The 12,606-nt window shown below is 42.2% G+C and carries 9 protein-coding genes; 7 read left to right on the top strand and 2 right to left on the bottom strand.

Annotation, left to right across the window (positions count from 1 at the left end; genetic code table 11):
- Nucleotides 1–208: 208 nt before the first annotated feature.
- Nucleotides 209–1,690 carry an S-layer homology domain-containing protein gene (locus GD002_RS09465; RefSeq protein ID WP_153732108.1) on the top strand — a complete coding sequence of 494 codons (1,482 nt, stop codon included), beginning with the start codon at nt 209–211 and terminating at the stop codon, nt 1,688–1,690.
- A gap of 386 nt (nt 1,691–2,076) precedes the next feature.
- Complete coding sequence (locus GD002_RS09460; RefSeq protein ID WP_153732107.1) at nt 2,077–2,838, top strand: glucose 1-dehydrogenase; 762 nt, start codon at nt 2,077–2,079, stop codon at nt 2,836–2,838.
- Nucleotides 2,839–2,925: 87 nt separating this feature from the next.
- Here GD002_RS09460 and GD002_RS09455 read toward each other — a convergent pair whose 3' ends face one another.
- Nucleotides 2,926–5,511: a CBS domain-containing protein gene (locus tag GD002_RS09455; RefSeq protein WP_153732106.1), complete on the bottom strand. Its 2,586-nt coding sequence runs from the start codon at nt 5,509–5,511 to the stop codon at nt 2,926–2,928.
- A 447-nt stretch (nt 5,512–5,958) separates the two neighbouring features.
- Between GD002_RS09455 and GD002_RS09450 the strand changes: the two genes are divergently transcribed.
- The 4 genes from GD002_RS09450 (at nt 5,959) to GD002_RS09435 (ending at nt 9,994) form a co-directional block, all read left to right on the top strand.
- Entirely contained in the window at nt 5,959–6,801 is an 843-nt protein-coding gene (locus tag GD002_RS09450; protein WP_153732105.1) for an MBL fold metallo-hydrolase, read from the top strand.
- Nucleotides 6,802–7,116: 315 nt separating this feature from the next.
- The gene (locus GD002_RS09445; RefSeq protein WP_153732104.1) at nt 7,117–8,400 is read left to right on the top strand and encodes a polysaccharide deacetylase family protein; all 1,284 of its coding nucleotides are present in this window, start codon (nt 7,117–7,119) and stop codon (nt 8,398–8,400) included.
- A 20-nt stretch (nt 8,401–8,420) separates the two neighbouring features.
- Entirely contained in the window at nt 8,421–8,924 is a 504-nt protein-coding gene (locus tag GD002_RS09440; RefSeq protein ID WP_153732103.1) for a sigma-70 family RNA polymerase sigma factor, read from the top strand.
- A complete protein-coding gene (locus GD002_RS09435) occupies nt 8,921–9,994 on the top strand; it encodes a S26 family signal peptidase (protein WP_153732102.1) in 1,074 nt (357 codons plus the stop codon). The genes GD002_RS09440 and GD002_RS09435 overlap by 4 nt, the downstream gene beginning before the upstream one ends.
- Nucleotides 9,995–10,392: 398 nt before the next feature.
- Here the strand turns inward: GD002_RS09435 and GD002_RS09430 are convergent, their stop codons facing one another.
- A complete protein-coding gene (locus GD002_RS09430) occupies nt 10,393–10,833 on the bottom strand; it encodes a cell wall hydrolase (RefSeq protein WP_153732101.1) in 441 nt (146 codons plus the stop codon).
- A gap of 338 nt (nt 10,834–11,171) precedes the next feature.
- On the opposite strand from GD002_RS09430, the gene GD002_RS09425 reads away from it, so the two are divergent.
- A complete protein-coding gene (locus GD002_RS09425; RefSeq protein WP_153732100.1) occupies nt 11,172–12,530 on the top strand; it encodes an S-layer homology domain-containing protein in 1,359 nt (452 codons plus the stop codon).
- The last annotated feature ends 76 nt before the right edge of the window (nt 12,531–12,606 follow it).

The raw sequence follows: 12,606 nt of genomic DNA, 5'->3' as shown, positions 1-12,606 counted from the left end.
GTATCTACTAGTAGTACCTCGTTCGCATACAACTTTAGGACAAGTAAGGATTGTTTTGATGTGGTGCAAAACCAGGTAATTTATTCTCCTAAACTTTGAAACTTTTTCTGAAAAACTCCGTCTGTACGTTGCGTGAAAATGCTGATGGGATGGTATAGGAACATTTTTTGTAAATAAATCTATAAACCAGAAAGGAAGAGAGCGTAAAATGAGAAAAAAACTTTTAGTAGTACTTGGTGCCATCTTGCTTGTCTGTAGCTTGCCTGTTTCTGGAGCAGCTGCAAACAAAATTCAATTTAAGGACGTACCACCGACGAAGCATTTTGCGGAAGCGGTCTATGAGTTGGCGGAACGCAATATTATTGGAGGCTATCCTAATGGGACGTTTAAGCCAGGAAATTCTATTACGAGAGGGCAGGCAGCCGCCATCATTGCCAAGATGGTCAAGTTAGATACAACGCACGTAAAGAATCCGAATTTTAAGGATGTTACGACTGCGAATGGCTACTACAAAGCCATTGCAGCTATGGCGGAAAAAAAGATGATTAGTGGTTATGGAGATGGGCGTTTTGGTCCGAACGATCCGATTACACGGGGACAGATGGCTTCAATTCTCGTCAAAGCATTCGATCTACCACGATATAGTTTTACATCCATAAAAAATCCATTTGTAGATGTGAAAAGTGGGGCGGGGCATGACAGGAACATTTTGAGTATCTATCGACTCGGCATCACAACAGGAACAGCTCCTGACAGATTCAGTCCGAATACAACTATTACAAGAGGACAAGCCGCCAAAATGTTGAAAGCAACGGAAGAGGCGAAGTCACAGATCGTAACTGTGCGGGCAAGTGATTATCAATGGGATCAATTTAAGATGTTCGATGCATTTGAAAATGAATCTGATGTATTTAATGCAGTACCGGGTAGTGATCATCCAAGCGGTTCTCCTACCAATAAGATTCACCTAGTTCCGCTTAAAGAAGGAACAGGTACTTTTAAGGTCGCTTTAGTGTATTCAGCGGAAGCAGATTCAAAATACTACCGGAAATTTTATGTGCATAGTAAAGAAGTGGACGGTAAACTGAAGCTATCCTTAGAGCGGACCGAAGATGTGTTACCTTCACCAGCTATACTGGATGTAAAGAATAAACAACAAGTTCAAAGTATTTCATTGTCCACAATGGACGGTAAGAAACTAACTGATCGTGTGGCTTTCAAAAAATGCCTATCTTACAGCCCGAGCGATTGCCTTGCGACAGATGAGACTGCACAGGACGGCACATATTATAATGTCCGCTTTAATCTAGATCAGCCGGGCCAGTATATTGCCACTATCCGTTTTGTTGACGGAGAAGAGATACGGTATGGGATTGAAGTAGTTCGGCACAATTCGTCGTTTTATTATGGAATTCAAACATTAGAAGAGAAGACAAGTGCGGCGGTTGATTTGGGAGGAAAATACCAAATTGGAAAGCATGTGTTGCCGAAAGATGCAGAGCAGATTGCCGAAATCACAAGAGATCCAGGGACCAACTTGTTCCGTGCAGTTGGGAAGAAAGGAGGCACGTTCTATATTAAACTTCCTGAACATAACAAGCCTGATCTGATCGATATCGGTGTTAGTGTTCGAACAATCGGATCAATTGTTCAAGTCAACATATATGAAAATATCGACACGCATATGTGAAAAATAAGTTTAGGACTCTGTTTCCATCTAAATTTGAAATAACTCTAACGAACTTGCTGATGAAATATATAGATCTGAAGCTGTCCTGAAAGTGAAATATCTTTCAGTGGCAGTTCTTTTATTTGCGTAAAAAAGTTAGGCAACGTGAGAAAGTTGCATTGCACCGATCGGTTTAAATGAGCGGTTGAGCGGGGTTTATGATCGCGAATGCGGTTTCTATGATCGGTTGAGTGGGGTTTATGATCGCGAATACGGTTTTAATGAGCGGTTGTGCGGGTGCTATGATCGGGTATGGGGTTTCAATGAGCGATTGAGCGTGGGCTATGATCGCGTATAGTAAGCCTATGGTATAATAAAGGAAAACAATACAAGGACAGGTGATTCATATGGAGCGTTTACAAGACAAAGTTGCTATCATTACAGGAAGTGCTGCAGGTATCGGGAAAGAGATTGCCAGAGCTTATGCAAAGGAAGGTGCGAAAGTTGTCATTGCTGATTTCAATGAGGAAGCGATGAAACAGACGGTGGAGGAATTCCAAGCTAGCGGATTTGGAGTGCATGGTGTCACCGTGAATGTTGCGAAACGGGAAGACGTGGAACGCATGGTGAAAGAGACGATCGAGACGTTCGGTAAGGCGGATATCCTTGTCAATAATGCGGGCGTGGGCGACAATATGCAGGCAGCGGCCAATGTCGAGGATCCAACGTGGAACCGGGTGATGCACATCAATGTGAACGGGGTCATGCATGGGCTACGGAGCATCATCCCTCATTTTATTGAGAATGGTGGCGGTACGATTGTGAATATGGCGTCTATTTCCGGTTTAGCTGGCGGGCGTGGCGGTCTTGCGTATACATCCGCAAAGCATGCGGTTGTCGGAATGACGAAAAACGTTGCAGCGCAATACGGTCCGCAGAATATACGATGTAATGCGATCGCACCTGCACATGTAGAGACAGGTTTTGCGCAGACGATGCCGAATGTGGATCAATTCGGCATGGAGGTTGCGTTGCGTGGCATTAAGCTTCTGCCGAAAGCGGGACAAGTTCAAGACATCGCCAACATCGCTTTGTTCCTAGCTTCCGACGAGTCAGCCTACATTAACGGTGTCGCTTTAGCAGCGGACGCTGGATGGAGCGCGTACTAAGACCAGTAAAAAAGCTTTTCAGAGACCGGTATTCTCCGGTTTCTCTGAAAAGCTTTTTTGATTGCAGTAGTCATTCCTAGAGCTAGGTCAGAGAGTACACAAATACTCTTCCAGCCATTTTTCTGCCTCTTCTTTGGATGAGATGTCCCCGTTCAGCTGGCTTACTTCAACGCGCAACAGAATCTCAGAAAAGAAGGGACTAGGTTGGAGCCCAGCTTTTACTAAATCGGACCCCGTTATATATTTTGTAAGATTACGACGATGATGCAAATAGTCAATGACGGATTGCCGATGTGAAATCTGATCGGCAGCCAAAATAAATAAGATGGCCTCATCGGAATGTCCGCTTAAAAACAAGTGGTAGTCTCCAGGCGTCATGGATTCTTCGCATTGCTTATTTCCACTTACATCCATGATCTCTTCCAATAATTTCAGTTCTTTTTTCTTCAGTGCAAACCTTTCCGCAGCGTGCAGACTGGAATTGCAATAGAACGGCAGTAAAAAGTAATCAAACCAGTCAGGCCAGTCATCCATAGGTAGATTGGAATCGTTCTGTGCTAGTTCATAGTGAATCTTTTGGAGAGTTTCTGCTGCTGCAATGGATGGTTCTAACTGTTTTTCGTCAATGCCCAACTGTTGCCAGACTTGCAGATCGAACAGCCGGTGGATCACGTCTTGTGGTTTGCCTTCACTAAATAATCGTTTCATTTCTTCATTAATACGATGCGGTGTGAGCTGTTTTACTTTGTCAATGGACTCCAAAGCTAGTTTTTCAGTCTGCTCGTCCATTGAAAATCCAAAACGTCCTTCAAAGCGGACTGCTCGGAATATACGGGTAGGATCTTCAATGAAACTGATATTATGGAGAATTGTAATCTTCCGTTCCTGTAGATCATGCTGTCCTCCGAACGGATCGATCAACTCACCGAACGATTCTTCATTTAGCCGAATTGCCATTGCATTGATTGTGAAATCTCGCCTCTGTAAATCGTCTCCCAATACGGACGTCTCTACTTGAGGCAAGGCAGCTGGCCGTTCATAATATTCGAGTCTGGATGATGTAATATCGATTGACAAGTCGGAGGGATGAACCCATGTTGCTGTTCTAAAGCTTTCATGCTCCAACACGTCTCCGCCATACGCATTCTGCAAGCCTCTTGCCAGTTCGATACCATCACCTTCCGCCACGATATCAATATCATGGTTCGGCCGGTTCAGCAACATATCTCTTACAATGCCACCGATCAAATAAACCGGTGTATTCAACTCGCTAGCCACTTCTCCAATTTCTTTCAGGAGCGTATAGACTTCTTCAGGTAGTTGTTCTTCCATTTTCTCGATCAACTCGTTCGCTGTCAGTCCTTCTTGTGAATTTTTATCTGCCAACACATCATTGTGCAAAACTTTTATAATGTTCGTCCTCGTGACAATGCCGACAATTTTCCCATCCACAATGACTGGGAGCCGTCCGATATTATGCTCGATGACGAGTTCCTGTATCTCTTCCAATGTAGCATCCGGTCCGATGGTAATGACTTTTGTCGTCATATACGCTTTTACAGGTGCGTGTCCGAGTCCGTGATGATTTCCTTTATCAAGATCCCTTCTGGTAATGAGTCCAATTAGGCGGCCATCTTCGACAATCGGGTAGCCGGAATGCCCGTAGCGGTACATGAGACGGCCCGCTTCTTCAATTGTTGTATCAGGAGTGAGTGTTTTGACAGGATGGGTCATCAGTTCTTTTGCGGTAATTGCCGGTTGTAACATCAATTCGAGATCATTGATAAGTTTGTGAAGGATTGCTTCCTTGTCTCCTTTTTTCACCGTAGCAGACCCTGCATGTTTATGACCGCCTCCGCCTAACTTCTGCAAGATTGGTAACAGTGTAATCCGCTCGGAATTGGCGCGGCCAACAACGCAAACCGTGTTTTTCATCTTGACAACGGAAATTGCGGCATCCGTTCCTTTCACTCCGAGCAATTTATTCGTCACCATGGCGAGTCCATTTTGGAATTTTTCCAGTTCATATGTACTGACGGCAATTTCTAGCCCATCCACTTCATGGATCACTGTATTGGCAAGAAGGTGATTCAACATTTCCTGCTGTTCGGGTTTCAGTGTCTGCTCCGAGAAACGTTGGACCATTTCTAGATTCATTCCCTGTTCCAGTAAATATGTGGCTGCTTTCAAATCTCTTGCTGTTGTATTGTTATATGTAAAATTTCCAGTATCCGTATATAGGCCGAGTCCAAATAAAGACGCTTCAAACTTCGAGATCGGCAACTTGCGTTTTTGAATTTCTTCAAGAAGCAAGGTGACGGCAGCACCTGTCTGTTCTACTATTCCTTCATCATACAGAACATCTTTTTCATCTTTCGGATGATGGTCATACACGACAATGTTTCGCTTTTGGGGGTCAAAATCCGTGGGGAGTTTGCCAATTCTTGCGAGGGAAGCGACGTCGACAATGATCATGTCCGTTACTTGGTCCCAGTCGACATGAGCACTCGGCACAAAATCGAATAGATCCCGGTAAATATTTAAAAAACGCTGTACCCGGTTTTCTAGCTTATCGGAAATGACCAGCTGCGCATCCGGGTAAATCTTTTTGGCCGCGATCATCGAAGCGAGTGCGTCGAAGTCGGTGTTGACGTGTGATATGATAATTTGCAATGTGAGGACCCCCAACTTTGTGAAATGGAATCCGTGCAAGAAACTGCACAGGAACCCTTTATTTTATGATAGAAAAAAGTAACCACCTTCCGCTCTGACCAAGTGTAAGGTGGTTACTCTTTGAGTTAAACGCTTGTCAACTAGTCAACCGCCCTTCTTGCGGAAGCCGGTTGCAAGAACGGGTAGAATGGACCCGGTCTTTTTCGATGTGAATATAGGGCTAGTTTATCATGATCATTCGAAAAACTCAATTGAATCCATAATGCTTTCATACATATCTATTTAGGGTGAAATGTTGTCAAACAGATTGAACACCCCACTAACTATCATAAATGTTTCTGCACAGGACTCTGCAAAGATATCTATCTGATACACTGCAAACGTTTAGAAACTTTGCACCAGGGAACACTTCCTAAAAAGTGCTGACAAGCCAAGGAGGGTCCTAGTATGAAAAGGAGTTCATCGACTGATAGAGTGTTGCCTGTTACTTCTGTGGATAGCGGTCATGTAGAGGAAATTGCGCCTGGGATTTATTGCTATACGATTCAGATCGTCAATGCGTATTTCATTAACAATCTTGAACATCCTACTCAATGGATTTTGGTTGATGCAGGCATGCCTGCATCAGGAGATAAAATTTTAGAAAAGGCGGAAGAGTTGTTTGGAGCGGAACACCAGTTACAGGAAATCATCTTGACGCATGGTCATTTTGATCATATTGGTGGTATTATTGATATTTTGGAAAAGCATCAGGTGCCGGTATATGTGCATCCTCTTGAAATGCCATTTTTGAGGGGGGAACAGGATTATCCAACACCGGATAGCACAGTGGAAGGCGGTGCTGTCGCGAAGATGTCGGTTGTGTTTCCAGTAGAGGCGATCGATATTTCTGAATGTCTTCGTCCGTTGCCGCAAGATAAAAGTGTACCACTGATGCCGGGCTGGCGGTGGATTCATACGCCTGGCCATTCACCGGGGCATGTTTCATTGTTTCGGGAAGAGGATCGTCTGCTGTTGGCGGGAGATGCGTTTGTAACGTTGAAGCAGGATTCACTTTATAAGGTGCTGACGCAAAAGCAGGAGCTTCACGGTCCACCGGTTTATTTGACGACGGACTGGGAGGCGTCACAAGAGTCGGTGCGAACACTCGCAGAGCTTAGGCCAAAGATTGCTGGAACGGGGCATGGTAAGCCGATGTCAGGTACTGATCTGCCCCACGAACTTGCTCGATTGGCTTCGAATTTTGCTGAATTGGCCGTTCCGGATCATGGGAAGTTTGTGCAAGAGTAATACATTTTACCAGGTCACTGCATGAATTTAAAATGATTCTTACATTGTTTTGTAAATATAGGGTTGTCCAGAAAGTCAGTGAAAACTGATTTTCTGTGACAGCCTTTTCGCTTAGAGGAAACCGAGTGGAAAAGTTTCTATTAACCTGATCCTCAAAAACATACAATAAAAACCGTCCAAGCTTCATTTTAGGCTACCTATGTTTTCATGAACATTAATTCTCAATCCAGTAAATTTATAAAATTGATCCAGTTTTGAAACTTTTTTTGAAAAACTCCGTCTGTACGTTGCTTGAATGACAGCGGAGGGGAAAGAATGAGAAGAATAGTTGTGGGGGTACTGTTGCTGGCGGGGTTAATCATATTGATTAGCAGTGGCAATGGAAAAATGAATTTGGCTGGGATGTCGGTGTTTGATAGAATGCAAGGGAAGGTATTTGCACAAATATTTCAAAAAGATCCATACACTAGTAAGAGAGAGTTTGAACGTGTGCTGACGTTGCAAGAACGCCAGCCGATCTACATGAAGAGAGAGACTTTCATTCCAATTGGCGAATTGGAAGCGGATCAGCCGGTGGTCCTAGTTGGTGAGGATGAAGCTTATTATGAAATCCAGCTAGGAAAAATGACGGTGTTTATTCGTAAAGAACAGGCGACAGTCGAAAAGAAGAAATTGCGTGTGTTTTTACATACGGAGCGATTAGCTGCCGTGAAGACGTTCCGTAAAACAGCGGTCTATGAAAATGCGGATGTGCAAAGCGGTATCATACTGCAATTGGAAGAAGGCTATCGGTATCCGATCGTGCAAGACGAAGAGGATTGGTATATTGTAAAAATAGGAGAGCGACCAGGTTATATACATAAGCAATCCGTTGCTTTGGATGAGGGGCTGCCAGTTCTTGTATACCATCATATCTTGCCGCGTGACGAGATGAAAACGATGACTAGTACCATTTCATTGGAATCTTTTGAGCAACAGATGGGGTATTTGGCCGACCATAAATTTGAGACGCTGACTTCACAACAGCTCTATGATTATTTGGAAGGGCGTCTCGTTGTTCCGAGTAAAGCAGTGCTCATTACATTCGACGATGGCTTACTATCATCCAAAGAGTATGCTTATCCAATTTTAAAGCAATACGGATTTAAGGCGCCGCATCATATTATTTCAACAAGAACGCATAGGGCACATGGGGGGCAACTATTCGATGCGGAAGGACCTTTTCAGTATTTATCGGCGGAAGATTTAGTTGAGATGAAAGATGTTTTTGATTTTGAAGCACATACAGACAACTTGCATGCACTCTTAAATAATAAAGGTATGGTATTTGAGCACTCAAAAGAAGAAATTGTGGCAGATTTACAGCGGAATATCGAGCAATTGCCAGTAGCTGTTTCGTTAGCCTATCCATATGGACAATATAATGAAGAATTTATTTCAGCGGCTAAAGAGATAGGGCTTTTAATCGGCTATACAACTGTTGAAGGATATGCAAATATGAAAGGTTCGAATTATGAGGTATGTCGATATGGAATGACAGAGAAAAAGTCATTTGAGCAATTTGTTATGTATGTTGATGGGGACATGACATGGCAATAGAAAAAGGTGAGGTTTCGTAAATGAATGAAATTGACCAAATAGTTCATGAGCATTCGCGTTACTTAGTGCGCATTGCTTATTTATACGTGAAAAATTGGTCAACAGCTGAAGATATTGTACAAGAGATATTCGTAACATATTTTCAAAAAAGTGACCAGTTTCGCAATGAGGCATCCTTGAAGACGTATTTAACTAAAATGACAGCCAACCGTGCAAAAGATTATTTACGCTCTTGGAAGTATAAGAAAGATGTGTTGTTTGACACGGTTTTCACTTCGACAATAGGTACAGAAGAAGCTGTGATCGAGCAAGAACAACTAGCCACACTCGAAAAACATCTTTTCCAGCTTCCAATAAAATATCGTGAGCCTTTAATATTATTTTATTATGATGAGCAATCTATAGCGGAAATCGCAAGTTATTTGCAGCTGAATGAAAATACCGTGAAAACAAGACTGCGAAGAGCAAAGCAGCAACTGAAGGAATTTTTTGAGGAAGAGGACGAGGAGGTAATGGGCAATTGAGTGATTTTAAACGCAAGCTCGATCAAATGATGGGTGATACCTCGGAGCAGGAAATGCGAATTCGACAACGTGTGCATGAAAAGTTGCGACCTTCAGCTAAAAAGTCTTCTTGGAAAGTGTTGGTTGTTTCAGCAGCGCTACCTGTCGTAGCATTATTACTACTATTTACATCTAACTCGTTAGATCTGATTTCTTCTGATGAGGGACGTGGTATTCCATATGATCCGCTAGATGATTTAGCTCAAATTTCAGCGCTGCAGAAAAAGCAGAAACTATCTGCTGTTGATTATGAAGAATTTGCAGCACTGCCACATTTTGATCAAGTTGACGGTCTTTACTATGTCGATAAAGATGGATTTACACTTAAAGGAAGTTCAGATGTTGTCCATACAGTAATCGAACGTAAAGCAAATTTATACGATGATGTGGTGTATCAGGCGGGCGACATTGTGCGCACGATGACGAATACGACAAGCCATCTGCCGACATACGATGATGTATATTACGAAGTGATTGCGGTTCCAGGGGATCGTGTCGTTCTGAAAAACGGAAAGCTGAAGATAAATGGGAAACTTCTGCAGTCTGATATTATGGAGCGCTATGAAGAACAAAAAATAGAAATTGTAGGAGGATACGATCAATTATTAAATGCGCGGGAATATTTTTTATTAAATCATTTCCCGGCAAGTGAAACAGTGCAGGGGGCGACTATTACGCCTGTTCACAAAATTTATGGGCAAGTAGCAGGCATTGCAACAGAAGGTCGTACAAATTCAATTTATCTAGATTATTTATCAGGACAGCTGGATGGTGATTATACACCTGAGCAGTATTTTGATTTGTATTTATATGACGAACTGTTGGGATTGCGTAATTTGCCGCAGACAACAGCATTTACACAAATGAATCGGTTAGGTGAGCTGTTTTTGGAAGCTTCTTATCGAAAATCGAATCCTATTTCCGAGAATGAAGTTGAAATTCGCTATCAATATGGGCGTGAAGGTGTAGCAGAGCATGTGTTTTCTATGAAACAGGATGTGAACTCAGGTCGCTGGTTAGTAGAGGACTAGTAAAGTGGTAAGAACTCAGATTTTATAAACAAAGACCAGGTTTTGTAAGCTAGGTTGACAACTGTCCAATTGTAGAGACTGTCAACCAACCGCTCATGATATAGGGCGTGTCAATCTAGTTTTCAATTTATGGATCTGTTTTAAGTGATGATTTCGCGTGGAGCCAGCCTTCCTCCAGCGCATTTGCTGCACATAGCGATTCTAGTACGAACTAAAATCGAAGCTGTTTTTTACTTAGAAAAATGCAATGTTTCGAGCGTTTTTTTTAGGTCATAAAGGTCTGTAGGCAATCAGCAAAAGCAAGATTGCAAACCCCACAAAAAGGAAGTTAGGATTTACTCGCCTAACTTCCTTTTTGTTTCTTTCATTGTTAGTGATAACATACATGCGTCCGCAATCTACCCCACATACACGCTATCACATGTTCCAGCTAATGGTTCATAAAAACAATGACTTTTAAATTGACCGGTAAACGGTTGCCCGTACCAAGTAGGAGGACAAGGACCATACGGGTTAAAGTACCAAAGGGCGTACTTCCCTGGATGCTCTCTCCAATAATCCAAGTTCTGTTTAGCTAATCTTTTTTCCGTGGCTCTAGCTCTTTGATAAAATAAATTACCTTTTTGAACAGCCTCAAACGAATAATTATTCCCTTGTACCTGGAAAATGACATCATTAATTGTTCGTACATCATTAAAGTCCAAACAATCTGCTATTGCACGATTTACAATGACGTTGCCCACATATAACATCCCTTGCTTTCCTTCACCCTCGGCTTCTGCTCTCATCATCCTGGCCATCAAATCTACGTCTGAATCTCGGTATTTCACTCTTGGCATTTTTTCACCCCAAACACATAATATGAAAACCTGTCGTCGTTCATGCTATGGTTTATGTTCAATTACTTATATAACAAAATTTTAATGGTTTTTTTGAAACTTTTCTCCAAAAACGGCGTCTATAGGTTTTCATTTTGAAAAGAATTGCAAAGCTATGCATTTTGACTAGAAAAGGAGGGGGCGATTTATAGCATTCAGGTGTGAATCATAAAGTCCTTTTGTGTAAACTAGGTTGGCAGCTACTTTAGAAGAACAGCGATCAACCAATTGCAAACCGATTGGACGCGCCACCCTGGTTCTAAATCCTTTCAACATTATAATAAGAGGAGGATAAACCTTTGAAGAAAAAACTAATTACCCTATTAACGACTTTGCTACTTTTATTCGCAGTTATTCCATTGCCTGCACGAGCGGCCATCCCTTTATCTGATATAGACGAACATTGGGCAAAGGAAGAAATCATGTATTTAATGGAACGAAATATTATCGGTGGTTATCCGGACGGTACCTTCAAGCCAAATCAGCCCATCACACGTGCTCAGGCTTCTTCCATGCTTATCAAAGCGCTGAAGATCCCACTAGTTAAAAATCCTACGGTTCAGTTTAAGGATGTACCAAAGACATCTCCTTACTACCCAATCCTCGCCACGGTGAATGAAAAGGGAATTCTTCGCGGTGACAATGGGTTCATGCGCCCGGGCGAAGAAACATCACGTGCGCAAATGGCAGCGATCTTGCGCCGAGCATTTGACATGCCTTTAGATAAGCAGGCCACTTTTATAGATGTTACACCGGCTCACTGGGCATATCAGGATATTAACGGAATTGCCAAACAACGGATCGCTTTCGGTTCAAAAGGAAAATATATGCCAACTGATTCAGTTACACGTGCCCAGTTTTCCGCGTTTTTAGTGCGTGCACTCGATGATTCTATGAAGCTCAGTAGCTATCATTCGTATGTCGGTACAAAAGGTAAAGTTGTTGAACAAAATGGCTTCTCCTATACGATCAGTGTAGATGGTTATAATTCCAAGCTATTTAAAGAAAATAGCAAGTCGGGTACGCGGGAAGTAATAGTCGGCCCATCAGATATTCCAAGTGACGATACGTTCCAAGTGTTTTTGCTTCAAGGTTTTCAACTCATCGTCTACAATGATGAAATATTTATCCCTTATTGGCATGCAGTCGGTGAAATGAGTGAGATGCCAATTTCATATGGGTTAATGAAGGTGAAAAATGACGGACAGGACCTAACACTCATGGATCAGCCGAAAGGTTTTACATTCCGCAATATGTTTATTTGGAACGATCGAATTTTTTACACGAATGAAAAGAATAAAGAACGCTATTTCGATTACTCATTTAATCCGAATCCTCCGATAGATGATCCACTGGTTCTGTATTCAATGACGATGGATGGCAAAGACAAGAAAAAGGAATTTGATTTTAATGCACGCGTGATTTTCGATGATGTCGCCTTGACGCCTAAACATGCTAAAGTAAATCAAAACAATAAATCCGTACTGTTCGATCACTCAACTATGTATTATTTCAATAAAGCAGGTGTCTTCAAGTATAGTTTGATAGATAAAAAGACTAGCAAACTCTCCAATGTCCTAGCGAAAGATATGCATGTGACAGAGACACAGTTAGTCGTGACCGATCAAAAAGGAAAGAAGCATACGTTGAAAAAATAATGAAAAAGTCAATCCTTCACTACGGAGTGAGGGATTGACTTTTTTTATTATATAAGATGCGCTTGAATCAATTCTG

Origin of the sequence: Sporosarcina obsidiansis (assembly GCF_009651005.1) — a bacterium.
Taxonomy (GTDB): Bacteria; Bacillota; Bacilli; order Bacillales_A; family Planococcaceae; genus Sporosarcina; species Sporosarcina obsidiansis.
This window is presented reverse-complemented; position numbering and strand designations above follow the sequence as displayed.